The following is a 22,378-nucleotide window of genomic DNA, read 5'->3' as shown; positions in this document are numbered from 1 at the left end:
GACCTACGGGGCTTCCGTCTGGTGCGCGAGGGGGGAGTTGAACCCCCACGCCCTTGCGGGCACTGGAACCTGAATCCAGCGCGTCTGCCTATTCCGCCACCCGCGCATTGGGTGTGCTCCGGGCTCCCACACCGTTTTTTCGGTGCGATCGCCTGGCGACATCTGAAGATTAGCACGTCGCAGACGGTGGATTCACATCCGTTGTTTGACCCCCTCCCGGAGCGAACAGGGACAGTCGGAGGACGCACATCGCCGTACGCGAGCGGAAGTACGCGAATGGGAGGACGGAAGGGACGGGGCAGAGTCCGAGGAAGCCCACGATGGACACGGAGTGCCCGGAAGGGCACGGGTAACGGGAGGAACAGGACGGACCACCCCCGCCGTCCCGCCCCACTCCTCCTGCTCGCTCCCCGGGTGCGGGACACTGTCCAGGGGCCGCCTCTACGATCCGTGGGGAAAGCCTGTGAGAGGTGACACTCGTCCACAGGGCAGAGAAGGGGAACCAGCCGATTTCCCGACGCGTGGATACGATCAGTAAGCAGTACCAGGACGGCAACGACGGAGGAGGTGCCCCATGGGAGTCCTGAAGCGTTTCGAGCAGCGGCTCGAAGGCCTGGTCAACGGCACCTTCGCCAAGGTCTTCAAGTCCGAGGTCCAGCCCGTCGAGATCGCGGGCGCTCTCCAGCGCGAGTGCGACAACAACGCGACGATCTGGAACCGCGAGCGGACCGTCGTCCCCAACGACTTCATCGTCGAGCTGAGCACGCCGGACTTCGAGCGTCTCAGCCCGTACTCGGGTCAGCTCGGCGACGAGCTCGCCGGCCTGGTCCGCGACTACGCCAAGCAGCAGCGGTACACCTTCATGGGCCCGATCAAGGTGCACCTGGAGAAGGCCGACGACCTCGACACCGGTCTGTACCGGGTGCGCAGTCGCACGCTCGCGTCGAGTTCGTCACAGCAGCAGGCCCCCGCCGCCGCCCCTCAGCCGGGCCGCGCGCCGGGTGGCTACGGCTATCCTCCGGTCGCTGCTCCGCCGATGCCCGCGGCCCCGCCGCCGGGCGCGGGCGGCATGCAGCGACCCGGGCAGGCGCCCGCCGCCGGCCGCCCCACGGCCGGTGGACCCGGCCCCATGCCTGCCTCCGGCGCCCAGGTGCGCCGGTGGATCGAGATCAACGGCACCCGCCATCAGATCTCTCGCCCGACCCTGGTCCTTGGCCGCAGCACCGACGCGGACGTGAGGATCGACGATCCCGGCGTCTCCCGCCGGCACTGCGAGATCCGGACCGGAACGCCCTCGACGATCCAGGATCTCGGATCCACCAACGGCATCGTGGTGGACGGGCAGCACACCACCCGCGCTACGCTCCGCGACGGCTCGCGGATCGTCGTGGGCAGCACCACCATCGTTTACCGGCAAGCCGAAGGGTGAAGCGGGGGCAATGTCAGAGCTGACCCTGACGGTCATGCGGCTGGGTTTCCTGGCCGTTCTGTGGCTGTTCGTGATCGTGGCCGTCCAGGTCATTCGAAGCGACCTGTTCGGCACGCGTGTCACGCAGCGCGGTTCGCGCCGCCAGGACGCCCGGCCGCAGCAGAATCCGCGCCAGGCGGCCTCGCCGCCGCAGCAGCGCGGACAGCAGAACACGGGCGGCGGGCGCCAGCGCCGCGGCGCGCCGACCAAACTCGTCGTCTCCGAGGGGACGCTGACCGGCACGACGGTCGCCCTGCAGGGGCAGACCATCACGCTGGGCCGCGCCCACGACTCGACGATCGTGCTGGACGACGACTACGCGTCCAGCAGGCACGCGAGGATCTACCCGGACCGGGACGGCCAGTGGATCGTCGAGGATCTCGGGTCCACCAACGGCACGTATCTCGACCGGACCCGTCTGACCACCGCCACGCCGATTCCGCTGGGCGCGCCGATCCGCATCGGCAAGACCGTCATCGAGCTGCGGAAGTAGTACGACAATGAGCGAGCGGAGCGAGCGGGCCGACGCGGTCCCCACGACGGACCGCGCGGCGGACCGTCAGGTCCGGGCCGCGTACCGGCACGGGCTCCCGACCGGAGGGTGGGCAGTGTGGCTCGAGACCGGCTGTACCCCGAGGCGACGCCGACAGGGCAGGTGCGCATGAGCCTGTCACTGCGCTTCGCCGCCGGGTCGCACAAGGGCATGATCCGCGAGGGCAACGAGGATTCCGGTTACGCCGGGCCGCGGCTGCTCGCCATCGCCGACGGCATGGGCGGCCAGGCCGCCGGTGAGGTCGCCTCGTCCGAGGTGATCTCCACGCTCGTCACCCTCGACGACGACGTCCCCAGCTCCGACATCCTCACCTCGCTCGGTGCCGCCGTGCAGCGCGCCAACGACCAGCTGCGGCTGATGGTCGAGGAGGACCCCCAGCTGGAGGGCATGGGCACCACGCTCACCGCCCTGCTGTGGACGGGGCAGCGCCTCGGCCTCGTGCACGTCGGCGACTCGCGTGCGTATCTGCTGCGGGACGGTGTCCTGACGCAGATCACCCAGGACCACACGTGGGTGCAGCGGCTGGTCGACGAGGGCCGGATCACCGAGGAGGAGGCCACCACCCACCCGCAGCGCTCGCTCCTGATGCGCGCGCTGGGCAGTGGCGACCATGTCGAACCGGACCTGTCGATCCGTGAGGTCCGGGCCGGCGACCGCTATCTGATCTGTTCCGACGGGCTGTCCGGCGTCGTCTCCCATCAGACGATGGAGGACACGCTCGCCAGCTATCAGGGCCCGCAGGAGACCGTGCAGGAGCTGATCCAGCTCGCGCTGCGCGGCGGAGGCCCCGACAACATCACGGTGATCGTCGCCGACGTCCTGGACGTCGACGGCGGTGACACCCTGGCCGGTCAGCTCAGCGACACCCCGGTGATCGTCGGCGCGGTCGCCGAGAACCAGGTGCAGCAGTCCGACGGCGGGGCGATGCAGACGCCGGCCGGCCGGGCCTCCGGGCTGGGCCGCACGGGGGCGCACCAGCAGCCGCCCGGCGGGCACGCGCCCCAGGGCTTCGGCCCGCCCGGCAGCGGCGACGACCACGGCTACGGCGGGATGCCGCCGCAGGGCTCCTTCGGGGCGTACACCGACGAGAACTTCGACAAGTACGAGAAGTTCGAGAAGCCGCGTACCGGCCGCAAGTGGCTGAAGCGCAGCTTCTTCCTGATCCTCGCGCTCGCGGTGGTCGGCGGCGGCGTCTACGGCGGCTACCGCTGGACGCAGACGCAGTACTACGTCGGCTCCAACGAGGAGCATGTCGCGCTCTACCGGGGCATCAGCCAGGACCTGGCGTGGGTCTCGCTCTCGGACGTGGAGAAGGACCACCCCGAGATCGAACTCAAGTACCTGCCGCCCTACCAGCGCAAGCAGGTCGAGGAGACCATCGCGGGCGGCAGCCTCGGCAAGGCCCAGACGAAGATCGCGGAGCTGGCCGTGCAGGCCTCGGCCTGCAAGAAGACCGAGCAGCGCCGCGAGGCCGCCGAGAAGTCCGCGGACCAGGCGAGCAAGCCGCCCGCCGAAGGCGCGACCACGCCCGACAACAAGCCCACCACAGCCGCTCCCTCCCCGGGCCCCACCCTCACGGAGGACGAGCAGAAGCTGGCCTCGAACTGCGGCAAGCAGTAAGCACCCGTAGGGGGCCTTTCACCACCATGAGCGTTGTCACCAACACGACCACCATCGGCGCGATCGAGGCGCCGAGCCGCCGGAACACCGAGCTGGCGCTGCTGGCGTTCGCCGTCGCCATCCCCGTCTTCGCGTACCTCAACGTCGGTCTGGCGATCGACGGCAAGGTGCCGGCGGGGATGCTCGGGTACGGGCTCGGTCTCGGCCTGCTCGCGAGCGTCGCGCACCTCGTGGTGCGCAAGTTCGCCCCGTACGCGGACCCGCTGCTGCTGCCGCTGGCGACCCTGCTGAACGGCATGGGCCTGGTGCTGATCTGGCGCCTGGACCAGTCGCCGCGGATCATCAACCGGTACAAGACGTTCACCCCGGACGCGCCCAGCCAGATGCTGTACTCGGCGATCGCCGTCGCGATGTTCGTGGGCGTGCTGCTGATCCTGAAGGACCACCGGGTCCTCCAGCGCTACACGTACATCTCCATGGTGGCGGCCCTCGTCCTGCTGCTGCTGCCGTTGGTGCCGGGTCTCGGCGCCGACGTCTTCGGAGCCAAGATCTGGATCAGCGTCGCCGGCTTCTCCATCCAGCCCGGTGAGTTCGCCAAGCTCGTCCTCGCCGTCTTCTTCTCCGGCTATCTGATGGTGAAACGAGACGCGCTGGCATTGGCCAGCCGCCGCTTCATGGGGCTCTACCTGCCGCGTGGCCGTGACCTCGGCCCGATCCTCACCATCTGGGCCGTCAGCCTTCTGATCCTGGTCTTCGAGAACGACCTCGGCACCTCGCTGCTGTTCTTCGGCATGTTCGTGATCATGCTGTACGTGGCGACGGAACGGACCAGCTGGGTCGTGATGGGTCTGCTGATGTCGACCGCCGGTGCGGTCGTGGTCGGCTCCACCGCCACCCACGTCCAGTCCCGCGTGGCCGCCTGGCTCGACCCGTTCGAATGCCTGAAGACGGCGCCCGAGGGGTCGAACATGGCCGCCGCCTGTGACCAGATGACCCAGGTGCTTATGTCGTTCGGCTCCGGCGGCATCCTCGGCACCGGCCTGGGCCAGGGCAACTCGGACCTGATCGGCTTCGCCGCCAACTCCGACTTCATCTTCGCCACCGTCGGCGAGGAGCTCGGCCTGACCGGCGTGATGGTGTTCCTGCTCCTGTACGGCCTGATCATCGAGCGCGGTGTCCGTACCGCCCTCGCTGCCCGCGACCCGTTCGGCAAGCTGCTCGCCATGGGCCTGTCCGGCGCTTTCGCGCTGCAGATCTTCGTCGTCGCGGGCGGTGTGATGGGCCTCATCCCGCTGACCGGTATGACGATGCCGTTCCTGGCCTACGGCGGTTCCTCCGTGATCGCCAACTGGGCCCTGATCGGCATCCTGATCCGGATCAGCGACACCGCGCGCCGCCCGGCGCCCGCCCCCGCCCCGTCCCCCGACGCCGAGATGACCCAGGTGGTCCGACCGTGAACAAGCCCCTGCGCCGGGTCGCGATCTTCTGCGGCCTGCTGGTCCTCGCCCTGCTGATCCGGGACAACTGGATCCAGTACGTCCGCGCCGACGAACTGAACGCGCACCCGAAGAACCGGCGCGTCACGATCGAGCGGTACGCCGCCGAGCGCGGCAACATCATCGTCGACGGCAAGCCCATCACCGGGTCGATCGACTCCCAGGACCCGTACTACCGGTTCAAGCGCACCTACACCGACGGCCCCATGTGGGCCCCGGTCACCGGTTACGCCTCGCAGGCCTACGACGCCAACCAGATCGAGAAGATCGAGGACGGCATCCTCACCGGCAACGACGACCGGCTCTTCTTCGACCGCACCCTGTCGATGTTCACGGGTGACAAGAAGAAGGGCGGCAACGTCGTCACGACGCTGAGCGGCGCCGCCCAGAAGGCCGCCTTCGAGGGCCTCGGTGACAAGACCGGCGCGGTCGTCGCGATCGAGCCGGGCACCGGCAAGATCCTCGCGCTCGCCTCCACGCCCTCGTACGACCCCTCGACCTTCGCCGGCTACTCCGGCAAGGACGAGAAGGCCTGGCTGGCGCTGGAGAAGGACAAGAACAAGCCGAAGCTCAACCGCGCGCTCCGCGAGATCTACCCGCCCGGCTCCGTCTTCAAGGTCGTCACGGCGGCCGCGGCGCTGGAGAGCGGCAAGGTCAGCGACATCAACGCGCCGACGGTCACCCCCGAGCCGTACAAGATCCCGCTTTCCACGCGGAACATGGTCAACCACGCCAGTGGGTGTGAGAACGCCAGCCTGAACAAGGCGCTCGAGGTCTCCTGCAACTCGGTCTTCGCCAAGCTCGGCGACGACGTCGGCCGCGACAAGATGGTCGAAATGGCCGAAAAGTTCGGTTTCAACGCCGAGCAGTTCACCCCGGTCCGCTCCGCCGCCTCCGTCTACGACAAGAAGATGGACCGCGGCGGGAACGCGCTCTCCTCCATCGGCCAGTTCAACACCGCGACCACGCCGCTCCAGATGGCCATGGTGGCGTCCGCGATCGCCAACGACGGCAAGCTGATGAAGCCGTACATGATCGACAAGCTCGAGGCGCCGAACCTCGACGTGATCAAGGCGAACGAGCCGGAGGAGATGAGCCGCCCGGTCTCCCAGGAGACCGCGCAGAAGCTCCAGCAGATGATGGAGAACGTCGTCAGCAACGGCACCGGAGCCAAGGCCGACGTCAAGATGGACGGCGTCAAGGTCGGCGGCAAGACGGGCACCGCGCAGCACGGCGAGAAGAACGCCAAGCGTCCCTACGCCTGGTTCATCTCGTACGCGAAGACCGACCAGGGCTCCCCGGTCGCGGTGGCCGTCATCGTCGAGGACTCCGCCGGTACGAACCGTGAGGACATCTCCGGTGGCGGCCTGGCCGCCCCGATCGCGAAGTCCGTGATGAAGGCGGTACTGAAGACCAGGAGCTGAGCTTGCGGGCGGGCACCGGCCAGGTACCGGTCAGGTATCAGGTGCCGGTCGCGGGCGGATCGCCCTCCCGTGGCCGGTAGCCTTTGCGCGAACAGCACACCGCCGGACCACACACGGGTGCGGTCGGGACAGACGGAGAGGGCTGGATCAGTTATGGAAGAGCCGCGTCGCCTCGGCGGCCGGTACGAGCTGGGCTCGGTGCTCGGCCGTGGTGGCATGGCAGAGGTCTACCTCGCCCACGACACCCGGCTCGGCCGCACCGTCGCCGTGAAGACGCTGCGGGCCGACCTCGCCCGCGACCCGTCCTTCCAGGCCCGGTTCCGCCGTGAGGCCCAGTCGGCCGCCTCGCTCAACCACCCGGCGATCGTCGCGGTCTACGACACCGGCGAGGACTACGTCGACGGGGTCTCCATCCCGTACATCGTGATGGAGTACGTCGACGGTTCGACCCTGCGTGAGCTGCTGCACTCCGGGCGCAAGCTGCTGCCCGAGCGCACGCTCGAGATGACGGTCGGCATTCTCCAGGCGCTGGAGTACTCGCACCGCGCCGGCATCGTGCACCGCGACATCAAGCCGGCGAACGTCATGCTGACGCGGACCGGTCAGGTCAAGGTCATGGACTTCGGCATCGCGCGCGCCATGGGCGACGCGGGCATGACCATGACGCAGACCGCGGCGGTCATCGGCACGGCCCAGTACCTCTCCCCGGAGCAGGCCAAGGGCGAGCAGGTCGACGCCCGCTCCGACCTGTACTCCACCGGCTGCCTGCTGTACGAGCTGCTGACCGTCCGCCCGCCGTTCATCGGCGACTCCCCGGTCGCGGTCGCCTACCAGCACGTACGGGAGGAGCCGCAGCCTCCGAGCAACTTCGACGCCGAGATCACGCCCTCGATGGACGCCATCGTCCTCAAGGCGCTGGTCAAGGACCCCGACTACCGCTACCAGTCCGCCGACGAGATGCGCGCCGACATCGAGGCGTGCCTCGACGGCCAGCCCGTCGCGGCGGCCGCGGCGATGGGGGCGGCGGCGTACGGCGGCGGGTACGGCAACGGCTACGGCGGCTACGCCCCGGACGACCAGCCGACGACCGCGCTGCGCCAGACCGATCCGGCCGGCCAGACGTCCATGCTCCCGCCGATGAACCCGGACGACGGCGGCTACGCCTACGACGACCGCCCGGACCGCCGGCGCCAGAAGAAGTCGAACACCTCGACGATCCTGCTGGTCCTCGCGGGCATCCTGGTCCTGGTCGGCGCGATCCTCATCGGCCAGTCGATCTTCGACGACAAGGAGGGTACGGACCAGGTGGTCGTACCGTCCCTGGTCGGCCACACCCTCCAGGAGGCCGAGTCCCGGGCGAAGAACGCCCAGGTGAAGGTCGCGCAGTCGGGCTCCGAACGCTGCGACCAGCCGAAGGGCAAGATCTGCAGCCAGCTGCCGGTGGCGGACGGCACGGCGAAGATGGACGTCGACGAGACCATCTCGGTCGTCATCTCCGAGGGCGCCCCGCAGATCGAGGTCCCGGACGTGACGGAGAAGTCCCAGGAGAGCGCTGAGCAGCTCCTCAAGGACAAGGGCTTCAAGGTCGTCGTCAAGCAGGAGGAGTCCGACGAGGACCCGGGCAAGGTCCTGCGCCAGAGCCCGGACGGCGGCGCCAAGGCCGAGCAGAACTCCGAGGTCACGATCACCGTGGCGAAGCAGCAGAAGTCGCTGCTCCCCGATGTCACCGGCCGTAACGTCGACCAGGCCATCCAGGACCTCAAGACGCTCGGCTTCGAGAACGTCGGCCGCCAGGACGAGGACTCGCAGCAGCCCCTCGGCACGGTCCTCGGCATGACGCCCAACGGCAACAGCAACCAGCCGAAGGACGTCCAGATCACACTGCGCGTCTCCAAGGGCCCGCAGCAGACCCAGACGACGATCCCGACGGGTCTGACGGGCAAGAAATTCGAGGAAGTGAAGCAGCAGCTGGAGGCCCTGGGCCTTGTGGTGCAGCAGCAGGGCTCGGACAAGAACGACGCCATCGTCATGGGCACCAACCCGCCCGAGGGAAGCCCGGTGAACACCGGCCAGACGATCACCGTCTTCTCGGCGGGCGGCGGCGGCAACAACGGCGGGAACAACGGCGGCGGCGGCATCTTCGACTAGCTGTCGCGCGTACACGCCGAACGGGAAAGGCCCCGGCATCCACGAGGATGCCGGGGCCTTTCCCGTACAGGTGTCAGCCGAGCTCCGCCGGGGGCGTCCGGGCCGCGTCGACCTTCTCGGTCCGGACCAGTTCGCCCCACACGATGTACCGGAAGTCCGAGGTGTACATCGGGGTGCACGTCGTCAGCGTGATGTAGCGGCCCGGCTTCGACTTGCCCGATTCCTTCGGGACCTGCTGAAGGACGTCCACGTTGTACTTCGTCGTCTCCGGCAGTGACTTGTAGACCTTGTAGACGTACCACGTGTCCTTCGACTCGAAGACGATCGGGTCGCCGGTCTTCAGCTTGTGGATGTTGTGGAACTTCGCCCCGTGGCCGTCCCGGTGCGCCGCCAGCGTGAAGTTGCCCTGCTTGTCCTGCGGGAGTGCCGACTTGACCGGGTCCGTGTAGTAGCCGGCGACGCCGTTGTTCAGCGTCTTGCTGTCGGTGCCCTTCTTGACGAGTATCTCGTCCCCGCCCATCGCCGGGACGTGCAGGAAGCCGATGCCGTCCTTGGTGTCCAGGGCGCCGGGCCCCGACGCCCAGTTGTCGCGGACCTGGTCGCCGTCCTTGTCGGCGGCGCGGTCGGCCAGGACGTTGGTCCACCACAGCGAGTAGACGACGAAGAGACCGAGCACCAGGCCCGCGGTGATGAGGAGTTCGCCGAAGAGACTGATGAATCCGGCGATCCGGTTGCGCGCACGTGCCACTGCGTCGTCCCGTCCTGAAGTGTGGGGTCGTGGATCCGTAGGGTCTCAGCCTACGAGCGCGTCCGGCTTTCCCTTGCTGCGCGGGCGTTCCTCGACCATCTTGCCCCACACGATCATGCGGTACGTACTGGTGAATTCGGGCGTGCACGTCGTCAGCGTGATGTACCGTCCCGGCTCCTTGAAGCCCGACTGCTTCGGCACGGGGTCGATCACCGACACGTTCGACGGCGCGGTCTGCGGCAGGATGCTCGCCATCTCGTACGTGTAGTACGCGTCCTGGGTCTCGACGACGATCGGGTCCCCGGGCTGCAACTGGTTGATGTACCGGAACGGTTCGCCGTGCGTGTTGCGGTGCCCGGCCACCGCGAAGTTGCCTTCCTTGTCGCCCGGCATCGCCGTCTTCAGGCTGCCCTCGCTGTAGTGGCCCACCATGCCCCGGTCCAGGACCTTGGGCTTGTCGATGCCCTCGGCGACGGGGACGACCACGTCCAGCTTGGGGATGTACATGATCGCGAAGCCCTGTCCCGGCTCGAACGCGCCCGGCGCCCGCCCCTGGGACCAGGAGTCCTCTATCTGCCCCTTGGCCTGGTTCGCCTGCTGCCCGGCCCGCACGTTCGTCCACCACAGCTGGTAGGTGACGAAGAGCAGCATCACCACGCCGAAGGTGATGAACAGTTCGCCCACCAGACGGCTCGCGACGACACCGACACTGTCCTTCGCCGCCTTGGCCGCGCGCCTGGCCTCGACGCGGGACAGCGGTGCGGCGGGTGCCTCGGAGGCGGGTGCGGCGGGTGGTGCGCCCCGGCGGCCCTTCCCCCTGCCCTTGGCGGCGCGCCGACGCTCCGCCCTGCCGGGGCCCGGAGGCGCCACAGCCGTCTCCACGGCCCTCAGGGCCATCGTCTCGTCCCGAGGCTCGTACGGCGCCTCCGAGGGCTCGTACGGGCCTTCCTGGGCCGCCTCGTGGGGTTGATACGGCACGTCCTGAGGCTCCAGCTGTGACTCGAACGGCGGTTGCGACGTCGGCTGCGGCGCCTCGGTCACGGCTTCCGGTATCGGCCCGAACTGGTGCGCGTACGCACCGTACGGATCCGGGTGCGCCGTCGCGTACGGCGTCTCCTCCGGTATCGCCCCCGGTTCCGGTTCCGGCAGGTTCGTCGCCCGGAACCACGGCGACCCCGCCGTCACGCGACGGCCTTGCCCACCACCGGCGCGAGCCCCGCCGACCTGCCGATCGCCCCCTTGTCGCCGCACTGCTCCAGCCAGTTGGCGAGCATCAGGTGGCCGTGCTCGGTGAGCACCGACTCGGGGTGGAACTGCACGCCCTCGACGGCGAGATCACGGTGGCGGAGCCCCATGATGATGCCGTCCTCCGTCCGCGCGGTGACCTCGAGCTCCGCCGGCACCGTCGCGGGCTCGGCGGCCAGCGAGTGGTAGCGCGTCGCCGTGAACGGCGACGGCAGGCCCGCGAACACGCCCTTGCCCTCGTGTGTGACGAGCGAGGTCTTGCCGTGCAGCAGTTCGGGGGCGCGGTCGACGATTCCGCCGTACGCCACGGCCATCGACTGCATGCCCAGGCAGACGCCGAAGACGGGCACGCCGTTCGCGGCGCAGTGGCGCACCATGTCGATGCAGACTCCGGCCTGTTCGGGCGCGCCGGGCCCGGGCGAGAGCAGGACGCCGTCGAAGCCGTCCTGGGCGTGGCTCAGCTCGACCTCGTCGTTGCGCAGCACTTCGCACTCGGCGCCGAGCTGGTAGAGGTACTGGACGAGGTTGAAGACGAAGCTGTCGTAGTTGTCGACGACGAGAATCCGCGCGCTCACTGGCCGTCCACCGTCACATCGTTGAACGGAAGCAGCGGCTCCGCCCAGGGGAACACGTACTGGAAGAGGGCGTAGACGACCCCCAGGACGAGCACGAGCGAGATGATGCCCCGGACCCACGCGTTGCCCGGCAGATGCCGCCAGATCCAGCCGTACATGACGTCCACTGCCCCTTCCGTTCGTTACGGGCACCAGAGTACGGGGCGAAGGAGCCGTGAGGGGTCAGCCCGCCAAAGCCGGTGGCTTGCCCTGCGTCACAGGCCGGGTGGCGTCGAGGTGCGCCCAGGCGATCAGCCGGTGGCTGCTGCCCCACTCCGGCTCGCAGGTGGTGAGCGTCAGATAGCGGCCGGGGCCGTCGAAGGCGGCCGCGTTCTTCCGCAGCGGGCGGGGCACGGGGTCGATCACGCCGACGTCGGTGGGGACGGTCCGGTACGGCTTCGTCGCGATCCGGTAGGTGAACCAGGTCGTGCCGTCGGTGAGGACGACCGCGTCACCCGGCCGCAGCCGGGGGAAGTCCTTGAACGGATCTCCGTACGTGCGCCGGTGGCCCGCCACGGAGAAGTTGCCGGTCTCGCCGAGGCGGGCGGTGGCGGCGTAGTGGCCGAGGCCCTTCTTCAGGACGGCGGCGGACGTGCCCTCGAGGACGGGCCACTCCCAGCCCTCGCCGAGCCGGGGGATGTACATGACGGCGATGCCCCGGCCGGTCGTGTACGGCTTCGGGGACGGCGGTGCGGACGGGGCGGCGCCGGGAACGGGCCGCTCGACCCACTCCCGCTCCAGGGTCGCGATCTGCCCGGCCGTCGCGCTCTCCGCCTGGACGCCGGTCCAGTGGAGGACGTACACGACGAAGAGGACGATCACGGTCCCGGCGGTGATGCACAGCTCGCTGAACGTCCTGACGATCAGTCGCACCGCCACCGGCCGGGCCTCCCCGCAGTCAGCTCACAGGCTTCGCGTAGTGGAGATCCACTGTGCCGGAGTAGCCGGGAAGAGTCACCGCCTTGTGCTCGTCCACTTTCCAGCCGAGCCCGTAGGCCTTCACGTACAGCTGGTAGTTCTGGACGGCGGGCGAATCGGCGAGCGCCTTGGTCAGCTTCCCCCGGTCACCCACGGCGGTGATCTTGTACGGGGGTGAGTAGACCCGGCCCTGGAGGATGAGGGTGTTGCCGACGCAGCGCACGGCGCTGGTGGAGATGAGCCGCTGGTCCATGACCTTGATGCCCTGGGCCCCGCCCTGCCAGAGCGCGTTCACGACGGCCTGGAGGTCCTGCTGGTGGATGACGAGGTCGTTGGCCTGCGGCTCGGGGTAGCCGGGGGCCGCCTGGGCGTTCGGCGGGGCGTCGTTCAGGGTGACCGTCAGGCCCGCCCCGGACGTCTCGCTGGTCCCGGCGGCCGCTTCGAGGGCGCGGAGTTTCGCGTCCTCGGCGCTCGTGGAGCCGTCGTCGCGGGCCGCGAGGGCGTCGACCTGACCGCGCAGGGCGGCGGTGGACTCGTCGAGGCCGGCGTTCTTGTGGCTGCGCTCCTCGATCAGGTCGGAGAGCCGCAGCAGCGACGCGTCCGTCCGGATGTTCGTACCCTTGGCAGTGTTGAAACTGGTCACGAAGATCAGACCGGCCAGGGCGAAAACGGCAGCCGTCAGCAGCCGGACGGGGCGCCACCTGGTGGGTCGGCCCGGCCCGGGGGAAGAGTCGGCAGAATTGCTCAACGTACCCTGATCCCCTTCGGTGCCGTGGAACCACTACGCTAACGGACGCCCGGGGGACGCAGTGGTCCTCCTACGTCACCCAGCCGTCCCGCCCCGGCGCCAGCCACAGTTCCCTGCGCGGTCACGCAGCGCATCGACAGGAGAGTCCCTCGTGCCGAAGTCACGTATCCGCAAGAAGGCCGACTTCACGCCCCCGCCCGCCAAGCAGGCCACCAACATCAAGCTGACCAATCGCAGCTGGGTGGCACCGGTGATGCTGGCGCTGTTCCTGATCGGGCTCGTGTGGATCGTCGTCTTCTACGTCACCGACGGCACGCTGCCGGTGAAGTCCATCAACAACTGGAACATCGTGGTGGGCTTCGGCTTCATCGCGGCCGGGTTCGGCGTCTCCACGCAGTGGAAGTAGCGGGCTCCCGGCTTGCCCGTCAAGCCTTGCCCTGAACTTATCCACAGCGTTGTGCACAGCACTGGATAACTTACGAAGATCTGTGGATAACCATCGGCTCGGTTGACGCCGGTGTGACTGCGGCACGATGGCCCAGGATCCGCCCCGCCCCCCGCTCCAGCTGGAAAAGCCCAGCTCAGGAGCGGGGGGCGCGGTCGTTCTCCACGAGATGCACACAGCTCGCCACGCGCTGTGGATAACTCTGGGGAAAGCTTTGCGGAGTAGCTCGTCCACAGCCCTCTGCGCTCAGGTGAGCGCTGACGATCGGGCGAGGACCATCCCCAGGTCGATCAGGAGCACCAGCCCACAGGCTCCGTACTGCACGAGGTTCCGCCGCGCCCGCGGCGCGTGCAGTAGGCCGTAGGTCACCAGGGCGCCGCCGACGAGGCCGCCGATGTGCGCCTCCCAGGAGATCCCGGGCCGGGTGAAGGTCAGGAGCAGCGACAGGGCGACGAAGAGGGCCACCGGCCGCATGTCGTACCGCTGGCGGCGGGTGAGCACGGCCCAGGCGCCGATCAGTCCGAAGACGACGCCCGAGGCACCGAGCGAGGGCTGGTTCGGCGCGGCCAGCAGATAGGCGAGCGCGGAACCGGAGAGGCCGGAAAGCAGACAGAGCGCGGCGTAGCGGACCCTGCCGAGCTCGGGTTCGACGATGCCGCCGATGACCCAGAGTCCCAGCATGTTGAAGAGGAAGTGCGGGATCTCCTGGTGGAGGACGGCCGAGGTCAGCAGCCGGTACCACTCGCCGTCCGCGACGCCCACGACCTCGGCGAGCGGCGGGCTGAAGGCGTAGCCGATCAGCGACAGCTCGTCCACGAGCCGGTCGCCGACCACCTGGACGGCGATGAAGAGGGCGAGGTTGATCGCGATGAGGATCTTGGTGATCAGCCGGCCGTCCGATGCCACGCGGCCGCCGGCGAGCGTCCGGGGCTGATTGGCGTCGGGCGCGTGGCCCGTGCCGGAGCCGTTCCGTACACAGTCCGGGCACTGGAAGCCGACGGACGCGGAGACCATGCACTGCGGGCAGATCGGCTTGTCGCAGCGGGTGCAGCGGATGCCTGTCTCGACGTCCGGATGGCGGTAACAGCGCGGCAGGCCGGACTGCGGCTCCATGGAGATCCTTCCCGAGGAGATGGGGCGGCGAGGCTGCGCCCCGCCTTCCTGATACGGACGGGCGGGGCGGAAAGGTTCCCTGTCGGCGGGCGCGGGCGACCCGGTCGGCGCGGAGGCCGGACGGGGGCGGCCCGGGCCTCTGCGGAGGCCGGGCGGGGTGACCGGTCAGCGGGTCTCGATGACGACCGACTCCAGGACCACGTCGTCGAGCGGCCGCTTGGTGTTCGGGTTGACCGGGACGGCGGCGATCGCGTCGACGACCTTCTTGCCGGCCGCGCCGACGACCTCGCCGAAGATCGTGTGCTTGCGGTTCAGCCAGGTCGTGGCGCCGACCGTGATGAAGAACTGCGAGCCGTTCGTGCCCGGGCCCGCGTTGGCCATGGCCAGCAGATAGGGGCGGTCGAAGAAGAGCTCGGGGTGGAACTCGTCGGCGAACTCGTACCCCGGCCCGCCCGTGCCGTTCCCCAGCGGGTCCCCGCCCTGGATCATGAAGCCCTCGATGACGCGGTGGAAGACGGTCCCGTCGTACAACCGGTCCGCGGCGACCGTGCCGGTGGCCGGATGCGTCCACTCCCGCTCGCCCTGGGCGAGTTCGGTGAAGTTCCTGACCGTCTTCGGGGCGTGGTTCGGCAGCAGCCGAATCTCGATGTCGCCCTGGCTGGTCCTGAGAGTGGCGTAGAGCTGCTCGGCCACGGTCCGCCTTCCGTAAGTCTCCACTGACGCGCATCGCATCCTTGCACGGAAGCGTCGTGGGTATGCCCCGGATGCCAGCCCCGCATGCCGGACCGCGTTCCGGCAGGCATGATTTCGAAAAGGGTGGAAAGGCGAAATACCGACACCGCCACCGAGTAGGAGGATCCCGTGACCCGGATGGACAGCGTGCGCGCCGCGACCGATTCGGCCAAGGACAGCGTGCTGCACGCCGCGGAAGTGGTGGCGCCTTACGCCGGCACGGCCAAGGAGCAAGCCGCTCAGTACGCCGGCACGGCCAAGGAGCAGGCCGCGCGCTATGCGCAGGAGGCACGCGTCCGGCTCGCGCCGAAGGTCTCGCAGGCCGCTCAGCAGGCCCGCAAGCAAGCTCGTGTGCAGTACGAATGCCATGTCGCACCGCATGTACCGCCGCGGGTCGACGACGCCGCGCAACGTGCCGCGGTGGTGACCCGCAAGGCCGCCCGTCAGGCGGCTGACTACACGGTGCCGCGTGTCGGGCAAGCGGTCGCCGCCACCGGTCCCGTTCTGGACGAGGCCGGTTCACGTTCGGTGGCCGCCTGGGCCGCGCTGCGCGGTCAGGTGACACCGAGGGAGATCGAGAAGATCGTGCGGAAGCACGAGCGTCGGGCCAGGGCCGGACGTCTCGCCAAGGGACTCGCTGTCCTCGGCGTGGTGACCGCCGGTGTGTTCTTTGCGTGGAAGTGGTGGGACAAGCAGGCCAACCCGGACTGGCTGGTCGAACCGCCCGCTCCTACCGAGGTCGATGAGGATGTTCCGGAACCGTCGTCCCGGACGTCGCCGCTGTCGTCCGTCGACGGCAGTGGGGCTCTCGATCCCGAGGTGGAGGCCAAGGAGGCCGAGGCGGGCGCCGATGCCGATGCGGACACGGATGGCGACGAGCGTCGCTGACCGTGGACTGCCTCCGCGTTCCGGCCGGCTCGTAGGGCCTGGGCTCGTAGGGCCTGGGCTCGTGAGGCCTGGGCTCGTGGAACCTGGGCTCGTGGAACCTGGGCTCGTAGGGCGTGGGGAGGAGTACGTCGACTCCCCACGCCCTACGCCGCCGTGGCGAGCGCCAGGCCCGACAGCTCCGCCTGGTCCGCGAGCGTGGTCTCGACCGGGGAACCGGCGCGCAGGTGGCGTACGGAGGGCGAGGAGTTGTGCGCCTCGGCGCCGATGCGCTGCTTGATCGTGGGCGGCAGGGAGCGCTCGCGGACCGTCGTGGGCCACTGATGCACCGACCTCTCTGCCGGTACGGCGGCGGTGGCGCGGGCCGGGGTCGCGGCGCTCTTGGCGGCCGGCTCCTCGGGCTGCTGGACGGCGGGAGACTGCGCGGCGGCGGCGGTGGACGCCAGGCCGACGGAGGCGAGCAGGGCGAAGAGTACGGAGATGAAGGCGGTCCAGAACTGCTTGACCTTGGCGGTGGCCATGGCCCCTCACTTTCGTGACGCTACGTTCGTGATGTTCTCGGATGGTTCATTTCGGATTGCGCGCTTTTCGTACCTTCCTCATGATGGGGACGCGGATCCGGATTTCCCGGAGCTACGCCGTCCCCGCGCAGTTCTTCCGATGAACACCACTCGTACGGCTCAGTGGGCCGTGGCGAGCTCCGTGGCACCGTGGGTGGCTGGTGCATGGGCGCGGGAGCGCTCGGCCCAGCGGACCGCGGGTCTCGCGGCCGCCCCGGTCAGCAGGAAGATCCCCCCGAGCAGCAGCCAGCCGGGCACGCCCCAGGTGACGAGGAGCGCGGTGACCAGGAGCGGGCCGAGGGTCCGCGCGACGGGGACGCCGGTCCCGTAGAAGCCCGGCACCGCCAGTCCCGGCTCGCCGGCGGCCGGGTCGGGTGCGGGGGTGACGGACGGCAGGCCGCGCAGAACGGGCGCGCAGATCAGGAAGCCGGCCGCGTCCAGCGCGAACACGGACACGTAGGCGGTACGGGTGCCGGCGTGCAGGGCGAGTCCATTGCAGGCCCCGGAGAGCGGGCGCCAATCGACGAAAGCCCCTCCGCACCGCGCTGCCGCGGTCCGAAGGGGCTTGTCCGGTGGAGCCTAGGGGAGTCGAACCCCTGACATCTGCCATGCAAAGACAGCGCTCTACCAACTGAGCTAAGGCCCCGGAACGAGAACAGAGTACCGGGTCACCCCCTCTTTCCCGCAAAAGGATTGGGACTCCCTATGGACGACCACGCTCCGTAAGATGCTGCCCGGGGTTCGCAGTGGCGAACCAAGGGATGGGGAGAAGCAATGGACGCAGTACAGCAGGAAGCCACGGCAAGAGCCCGCGAGCTTCAGCGCAGTTGGTACGGAGAGCCGCTGGGGGCGCTCTTCCGTCGGCTGATCGACGACCTCGGCCTCAATCAGGCCCGGCTCGCGGCTGTGCTGGGGCTGTCGGCGCCCATGCTCTCCCAATTGATGAGCGGCCAGCGGGCCAAGATCGGCAACCCGGCCGTCGTCCAGCGCGTCCAGGCCCTCCAGGAACTCGCCGGCCTGGTCGCCGACGGCAGCGTCAGCGCGGCCGAGGCCACGGACCGGATGGACGAGATCAAGAAGTCCCAGGGCGGCTCCGTCCTCACCGGCACCAGCCAGACCACGACCAGCTCCGGTGCGCCGACAGTGCGCCGCGTGGTCCGCGAGATCCAGTCGCTGCTCCGCTCGGTCGCGGCCGCGGGCGACATCATCGATGCCGCCGACTCCCTCGCCCCGGCCCACCCGGAGCTGGCAGAGTTTCTCCGGGTGTACGGCGCCGGGCGCACCGCGGACGCGGTCGCGCACTACGAGTCGCACCAGAACTGACGCAGAGCAGCCGGTCCGGCAGGACGGACCCGGAACGGGGAGCGGGCGCAGCGCAATGGGTGAGGTCTTCGCTGGTCGGTACGAGCTGATCGACCCGATCGGACGCGGTGGGGTCGGTGCCGTCTGGCGCGCCTGGGACCACCGTCGCCGTCGGTATGTGGCGGCCAAGGTGCTCCAGCAGAGCGATGCCCATACGCTGCTCCGCTTCGTCCGCGAGCAGGCGCTCCGGATCGATCATCCCCATGTCCTCGCGCCGGCCAGCTGGGCCGCCGACGACGACAAGGTGCTGTTCACCATGGACCTGGTGGCCGGCGGGTCTCTGGCGCACGTCATCGGCGACTACGGGCCGCTGCCGCCGCGCTTCGTCTGCACGCTGCTGGACCAGCTGCTCGCCGGATTGGCCGCGGTGCACGCGGAGGGGGTCGTGCACCGCGACATCAAGCCGGCGAACATCCTGCTCGACGTGACCGGAACCGGGCGGCCGCATCTGCGGCTGTCCGACTTCGGCATCTCGATGCGCAAGGGCGAACCCCGCCTCACCGAGACCAACTACGTCGTGGGGACGCCCGGTTACTTCGCACCCGAGCAGATGTTGGGCGCGGAGCCGGACTTCCCCGCCGACCTCTTCGCGGTCGGCCTGGTCGCGCTCTATCTGCTCCAGGGCCAGAAGCCGGACTCCCGCGCCCTGATCGAGTACTTCATGGCGCACGGGACGCCGGGAGCCCCCGAGGGCATTCCCGAGCCGCTGTGGCAGGTCCTCGCGGGCCTGCTCCAGCCCGACCCGCAGGCCCGCTTCAAGACGGCCACGGGCGTACGGAAGGCGCTGACCGCGGCCGTCGAGATGCTGCCCGAGCCCCGTCCGGACGAGGAGTCCGTCGAGGTCTTCGACCAGATCGGCCCGCTGCCGTCCGGCTTCGGCCCGAACGGCCCCGAGGCCCCCGCGCGCCAGGCCCAAGCGCCCCAGGCCCCGGCCGCCCCCGCCCCCGCACACGTACCCGTACCCGTACCCGTACCCGTACAGCCGCAGGATCAGCCCCAGCACCAGACGCCGGCACAGCCCCAGCAGCCGCCGAGCCCCTCCGAGACGGGCAGCTTCCACCTGCCTCCGCCGCCTCCTCAGCCGGTCGCCGCCCCCACGCAGCCCCCGGTCGCCGCTTCCGCGCACATCGCCTCCCCCCATCACGCCGTCGCGCCCGACGTCGCCCAGGCTCCGACGGCCGCGGTGTTCCCTCAGCCTTCTACTCGTCAATACACCGCCCACGACGGTCAGGTTCCCGTTCCGGCGGCGCCGTCCGTCCTGACAAAGCGACCGGGACCGCCCCCGAAGGTGGCGATCCCGGTGCTGTTCGTCGCGCTGGTCTGTTTCGCCGTCGGCATCTGGGCACTGACCCAGACCTGAGCCCGGCCCTGACCTGAGTCGTGACCTGAGCCCGGCAACGGCCCCGGCAACGGCCCCGGACCCGACCGCCGGACGGCCGGACGGCCCGACCGCCGGACGGCCCGACCGCCGGACGAGCCGACCGCCAGACCGCCGGACTGCCCCACCGCCGGTCGGCGGCCCTACCAGGCCGGCGGCGGACCGAACTGCGGAGGACCGTCCAGCGGTCCGCCCCGCGCCGCGTCCCGTGCGGCCCTGCGCCGCCCGGCGAGCGTCCACACACCCAGGCCGGCGACCAGCACCGTCCCGGCGCCGATCCCGGCCGCCGCGACGAGCGCCATGCTGTCGCTCTTCTCCGCCTGCGGCCCGCTCGCACCGCTGGCGGCCGCCTCCCGGTCGTCGGCGGTCACCTTGAACGGCCCCGCGTCCCCGTCGTACGCGGGACCCGCCTTCGCCGTCCCGGTCACGCTCACCCTCAGGGTCAGCGGCACCGGCTTGTCCCCGTACGCCTTGGCGATCTCCGGGCTGAGCGTGGCCGAGAGGTAGTACCAGCCCGCGAACCGCAGGGCGTTGGTGTAGCTGTTGGAGGAGTAACGGTTCTCGAAGGCGACCGGCCGGTGCGGGTCGATGGCAAGCGTCGCCGGCTTGCCGTCGTAGCTGACCGTGTCCTGGTCGACATGGCCGCGCGCCGGGTTGTCGAGCGAGACCACCAGCGCGTTGCTGACGTACTCGGTGGTGCCGGTGGCGCTGCTGCCCAGCTCGGCGGTGGTGAAGATCTGCTGCCCCCAGTCGACGGGCACCCGGTAGAAGAGCGTCTCCCCGGGCTTGATGTCGGCGCGCCATTCGCCCTGCTTCAGCGAGGTGGCGTCGTGGAACCCCGCGCCGCCCTGGCGTTTCTGCGGGCCGCCGCCGGGCGGCGGGGGCGAGGCGGAGGGCCAGTTCTCGGGCAGCTCGGTGGGGCCGGTCTGCTTCACGCCGGGCTCGGAGACGTACCGGATCTCCAGATCCCAGTTGTCGGGCGTGGAGACGGCCTTCGAAGTCCGCTCGACCAGGACGTAGTAGGCGCCCGCCTGCTGGCAGGTGGAACTGTCGGCCTCGATCGTGCGGTGGGCGTAGGCGGTGATCGGCCGGGTGAACGAGGCGGACTCGAAGGAGGAGTCCTGATAGCCGCACTGCGCGGCGGAGCCGTCCTGGAGGCTGACCTTGATGCCGTCGCCGTACTCCGCCTTGCCGCCGGACTTCGGCACGGCGACCACCGACACGTAAGCGTTCTGCTTGTCGTCGAGGTCGACCCGGTAGTAGAGCTTGCCGTCCTTCTTGATGCTGTCCCGGTAGCTCTGACCGGCCTTCAACTGCCGGGCGTCCAGGCTGGTGGCGGCACCCTTGATCGGCGTGGCCCCGCTGTCGAAGCCGTACGGGCTCCCGTCGGCCGCCCACGCCGCCCCCGCCGGCATTGCCGCCGCCGTGAACACCGCCGCGGCGACCAGGCACCCGGCCGCCCGCGTCGTGCCACCCCACGTCCCCAAGCGCCACGTCCCCAAGCGCCGCGTCTCCACGCGCCACGTCTCCACGCGCTGCGTCACGCGCTGCGTCTTCACGCGCCTCTCCTCGTGTCCGTCGCTGTCCCGCCCCGTAGCCGCCTCACGAGAACACCGCCCCCGCGATCAGTACGACGACTCCGCCGCCCGCCAGGGCGGCCCAATGACGGACCATCCTGCCCCGCGCGTCACTCCGCTGTCTGCGCACACCCGCGACTTTGCTCCAGCAACGTAGCGATTTGCTGAGGTGAACTCAAGAGGTCCGGCGCCACGGTCCAGGAACAGCGCGAAGCCCCGGCCGCTCGAACGCGGCCGGGGCTTCGCCCTCAGACAATGTGCGACTCAGACACCCGAACCTGCGGGCACGGAGTCGGTCGCCTCCGTCCACAGATCCTGCTCGGCGCGATCCGCCTGGATCTGGCGGTACACGAGGAGCCCGCCGATGGCGGCCAGTGCGACCAGGAGAAGCTTCTTCACCGCGCGACCTCGTCTTTCGTTGACGTAGGAGACTTCTGACGCCCACTCTACACACCGACCGATACCGATCGGTGACCTGGCCCGGGCCCGTCGCACGAAAGCAATCGGCCCGAACGGGTGAACCGTCCGGGCCGATCAATACTGTGGGGCTAACAGGATTTGAACCTGTGGCCTCATCCTTATCAGGGATGCGCTCTAACCAACTGAGCTATAGCCCCGCCGCGCTCTGCGGTGTGTGTCCCGCGCGCTGACTCCTGAAGATTAGCGCACGTGGGGGCCAGTCCCAAAATCGCCCGGGGCGGAGCCCCTGATGAGCACGGCTTCAGGCCCCCACGCAGCTCATTCGTCCTCGGCCAGCGTCAGCTCCACGCCGCCCACGAAACCGGCCGACAGGTTGTAGATGAACGCGCCCAGCGTCGCCAGCGCGGTCATCAGGACCACGTCGATCACGGCGATCACCGAGGTGAACATCAGCACCCGCGGCAGCGACAGGAACGACTGCAGATCGAAGCCGTTGGACTCGTTCGAGCCCGTCGCCTCACTGATCGTGCCGCCGACGGTCGAGAAGACGCCCATGGCGTCCATGACCATCCACAGCACCGACGCGGCCACGATCGTGCAGATGCCCAGCGCGATGGAGAGCAGGAAGCTCACCTTCATCACCGACCACGGGTCGGCCTTGGCCACCCGCAGCCGCGCCTTGCGCGTACGGGGCGTGGTGCGCGCCCCCGTACGCGGACGGCGCACCGCGCCGGTGTTCTGACCACCCGCGGCCGCGGCCGGCGCCTGAGCGCCGTACGCCTGCGGCGGGTGGTAGGGCCCGCTCGGCTGCTGCGCGCCGGCGCGCTCGCCGGGCAGCGGCCCGTTGTACGTCTCGTACGAGGGCCCCTGCCCTCGGGTGTCCGTCACCGCAACCCCCTGGGAGTCCGTGGCGGAGCCACGGGC

General features: G+C 69.7%; 23 protein-coding genes and 3 tRNA genes. 10 read left to right on the top strand and 16 right to left on the bottom strand.

Going from position 1 to position 22,378, the window contains the following annotated elements:
* Positions 1-19: 19 nt before the first annotated feature.
* A tRNA-Leu gene (locus ACFY8U_RS15755) sits at positions 20-106 on the bottom strand.
* Between the two features lie 468 nt (positions 107-574).
* Between ACFY8U_RS15755 and ACFY8U_RS15750 the strand changes: the two genes are divergently transcribed.
* The 6 genes from ACFY8U_RS15750 to pknB all read left to right on the top strand — a co-directional run bounded on the left by ACFY8U_RS15750 (position 575) and on the right by pknB (position 8,709).
* Positions 575-1,429 (top strand): DUF3662 and FHA domain-containing protein, encoded by an 855-nt coding sequence (locus tag ACFY8U_RS15750; protein ID WP_361644120.1) that lies wholly within the window; start codon positions 575-577, stop codon positions 1,427-1,429.
* A 10-nt stretch (positions 1,430-1,439) separates the two neighbouring features.
* On the top strand, positions 1,440-1,961 hold the full coding sequence (locus ACFY8U_RS15745; RefSeq protein WP_361435325.1) for an FHA domain-containing protein: 522 nt from the start codon (positions 1,440-1,442) through the stop codon (positions 1,959-1,961).
* A gap of 168 nt (positions 1,962-2,129) precedes the next feature.
* Positions 2,130-3,641: a Stp1/IreP family PP2C-type Ser/Thr phosphatase gene (locus tag ACFY8U_RS15740; RefSeq protein ID WP_361600286.1), complete on the top strand. Its 1,512-nt coding sequence runs from the start codon at positions 2,130-2,132 to the stop codon at positions 3,639-3,641.
* Positions 3,642-3,667: 26 nt separating this feature from the next.
* Positions 3,668-5,098, top strand: a complete 1,431-nt coding sequence (locus ACFY8U_RS15735) for an FtsW/RodA/SpoVE family cell cycle protein (RefSeq protein WP_361435329.1) — start codon at positions 3,668-3,670, stop codon at positions 5,096-5,098.
* Complete coding sequence (locus tag ACFY8U_RS15730) at positions 5,095-6,561, top strand: penicillin-binding transpeptidase domain-containing protein (RefSeq protein WP_361435331.1); 1,467 nt, start codon at positions 5,095-5,097, stop codon at positions 6,559-6,561. Before ACFY8U_RS15735 ends, ACFY8U_RS15730 begins: the two co-directional genes overlap by 4 nt.
* A gap of 153 nt (positions 6,562-6,714) precedes the next feature.
* The gene (pknB, locus tag ACFY8U_RS15725; RefSeq protein WP_361754799.1) at positions 6,715-8,709 is read left to right on the top strand and encodes a Stk1 family PASTA domain-containing Ser/Thr kinase; all 1,995 of its coding nucleotides are present in this window, start codon (positions 6,715-6,717) and stop codon (positions 8,707-8,709) included.
* Between the two features lie 73 nt (positions 8,710-8,782).
* Here pknB and ACFY8U_RS15720 read toward each other — a convergent pair whose 3' ends face one another.
* The 6 genes from ACFY8U_RS15720 to ACFY8U_RS15695 are packed head-to-tail and all read right to left on the bottom strand — an operon-like array spanning position 8,783 to position 12,982.
* Positions 8,783-9,457, bottom strand: coding sequence for a class E sortase (locus ACFY8U_RS15720; protein ID WP_389570246.1), 675 nt, complete (start codon positions 9,455-9,457; stop codon positions 8,783-8,785).
* Between the two features lie 45 nt (positions 9,458-9,502).
* The gene (locus ACFY8U_RS15715; protein ID WP_389570243.1) at positions 9,503-10,642 is read right to left on the bottom strand and encodes a class E sortase; all 1,140 of its coding nucleotides are present in this window, start codon (positions 10,640-10,642) and stop codon (positions 9,503-9,505) included.
* The gene (locus tag ACFY8U_RS15710; RefSeq protein ID WP_389570241.1) at positions 10,639-11,277 is read right to left on the bottom strand and encodes an aminodeoxychorismate/anthranilate synthase component II; all 639 of its coding nucleotides are present in this window, start codon (positions 11,275-11,277) and stop codon (positions 10,639-10,641) included. The genes ACFY8U_RS15715 and ACFY8U_RS15710 overlap by 4 nt, the downstream gene beginning before the upstream one ends.
* Positions 11,274-11,444: a hypothetical protein gene (locus tag ACFY8U_RS15705; RefSeq protein WP_361600656.1), complete on the bottom strand. Its 171-nt coding sequence runs from the start codon at positions 11,442-11,444 to the stop codon at positions 11,274-11,276. Before ACFY8U_RS15705 ends, ACFY8U_RS15710 begins: the two co-directional genes overlap by 4 nt.
* Before the next feature lie 55 nt (positions 11,445-11,499).
* Positions 11,500-12,195 (bottom strand): class E sortase, encoded by a 696-nt coding sequence (locus tag ACFY8U_RS15700; RefSeq protein ID WP_389570238.1) that lies wholly within the window; start codon positions 12,193-12,195, stop codon positions 11,500-11,502.
* 19 nt (positions 12,196-12,214) lie between these two features.
* The gene (locus ACFY8U_RS15695) at positions 12,215-12,982 is read right to left on the bottom strand and encodes a DUF881 domain-containing protein (protein WP_361754784.1); all 768 of its coding nucleotides are present in this window, start codon (positions 12,980-12,982) and stop codon (positions 12,215-12,217) included.
* A gap of 151 nt (positions 12,983-13,133) precedes the next feature.
* Between ACFY8U_RS15695 and crgA the strand changes: the two genes are divergently transcribed.
* The gene (crgA, locus tag ACFY8U_RS15690; protein WP_137988265.1) at positions 13,134-13,388 is read left to right on the top strand and encodes a cell division protein CrgA; all 255 of its coding nucleotides are present in this window, start codon (positions 13,134-13,136) and stop codon (positions 13,386-13,388) included.
* 285 nt (positions 13,389-13,673) lie between these two features.
* Here the strand turns inward: crgA and ACFY8U_RS15685 are convergent, their stop codons facing one another.
* Positions 13,674-14,540, bottom strand: coding sequence for a rhomboid family intramembrane serine protease (locus ACFY8U_RS15685; RefSeq protein WP_389570235.1), 867 nt, complete (start codon positions 14,538-14,540; stop codon positions 13,674-13,676).
* 165 nt (positions 14,541-14,705) lie between these two features.
* Positions 14,706-15,233: a peptidylprolyl isomerase gene (locus tag ACFY8U_RS15680; RefSeq protein ID WP_389570232.1), complete on the bottom strand. Its 528-nt coding sequence runs from the start codon at positions 15,231-15,233 to the stop codon at positions 14,706-14,708.
* A gap of 168 nt (positions 15,234-15,401) precedes the next feature.
* On the opposite strand from ACFY8U_RS15680, the gene ACFY8U_RS15675 reads away from it, so the two are divergent.
* Positions 15,402-16,160 carry a DUF5324 family protein gene (locus tag ACFY8U_RS15675; protein WP_389570229.1) on the top strand — a complete coding sequence of 253 codons (759 nt, stop codon included), beginning with the start codon at positions 15,402-15,404 and terminating at the stop codon, positions 16,158-16,160.
* Positions 16,161-16,303: 143 nt separating this feature from the next.
* Here ACFY8U_RS15675 and ACFY8U_RS15670 read toward each other — a convergent pair whose 3' ends face one another.
* The 3 genes from ACFY8U_RS15670 to ACFY8U_RS15660 form a co-directional block, all read right to left on the bottom strand.
* The gene (locus tag ACFY8U_RS15670) at positions 16,304-16,678 is read right to left on the bottom strand and encodes a DUF6344 domain-containing protein (RefSeq protein WP_389570226.1); all 375 of its coding nucleotides are present in this window, start codon (positions 16,676-16,678) and stop codon (positions 16,304-16,306) included.
* A 159-nt stretch (positions 16,679-16,837) separates the two neighbouring features.
* Entirely contained in the window at positions 16,838-17,173 is a 336-nt protein-coding gene (locus ACFY8U_RS15665; RefSeq protein ID WP_389570224.1) for a hypothetical protein, read from the bottom strand.
* A gap of 117 nt (positions 17,174-17,290) precedes the next feature.
* Positions 17,291-17,363 (bottom strand) — tRNA-Ala (locus ACFY8U_RS15660).
* A gap of 128 nt (positions 17,364-17,491) precedes the next feature.
* Here ACFY8U_RS15660 and ACFY8U_RS15655 point away from each other — a divergent pair.
* Both ACFY8U_RS15655 and ACFY8U_RS15650 read left to right on the top strand, forming a co-directional pair.
* Positions 17,492-18,040: a DNA-binding protein gene (locus ACFY8U_RS15655; protein ID WP_352187237.1), complete on the top strand. Its 549-nt coding sequence runs from the start codon at positions 17,492-17,494 to the stop codon at positions 18,038-18,040.
* A gap of 55 nt (positions 18,041-18,095) precedes the next feature.
* Entirely contained in the window at positions 18,096-19,439 is a 1,344-nt protein-coding gene (locus ACFY8U_RS15650; RefSeq protein ID WP_389570221.1) for a serine/threonine-protein kinase, read from the top strand.
* A gap of 161 nt (positions 19,440-19,600) precedes the next feature.
* Here ACFY8U_RS15650 and ACFY8U_RS15645 read toward each other — a convergent pair whose 3' ends face one another.
* The 4 genes from ACFY8U_RS15645 to ACFY8U_RS15630 all read right to left on the bottom strand — a co-directional run bounded on the left by ACFY8U_RS15645 (position 19,601) and on the right by ACFY8U_RS15630 (position 22,342).
* On the bottom strand, positions 19,601-20,872 hold the full coding sequence (locus tag ACFY8U_RS15645; protein ID WP_389570922.1) for a hypothetical protein: 1,272 nt from the start codon (positions 20,870-20,872) through the stop codon (positions 19,601-19,603).
* A 426-nt stretch (positions 20,873-21,298) separates the two neighbouring features.
* Positions 21,299-21,433, bottom strand: coding sequence for a DLW-39 family protein (locus ACFY8U_RS15640; RefSeq protein WP_003958712.1), 135 nt, complete (start codon positions 21,431-21,433; stop codon positions 21,299-21,301).
* A gap of 144 nt (positions 21,434-21,577) precedes the next feature.
* A tRNA-Ile gene (locus tag ACFY8U_RS15635) sits at positions 21,578-21,651 on the bottom strand.
* Positions 21,652-21,772: 121 nt separating this feature from the next.
* A complete protein-coding gene (locus ACFY8U_RS15630) occupies positions 21,773-22,342 on the bottom strand; it encodes a DUF3566 domain-containing protein (RefSeq protein WP_389570219.1) in 570 nt (189 codons plus the stop codon).
* Positions 22,343-22,378 lie beyond the last annotated feature (36 nt).

It is taken from the genome of Streptomyces sp. NPDC012508 (assembly GCF_042902595.1).
GTDB lineage: Bacteria > Actinomycetota > Actinomycetes > Streptomycetales > Streptomycetaceae > Streptomyces.
Note: the sequence above shows the minus strand (reverse complement) of the source record. Positions and strands in the feature narration are given on the sequence as shown.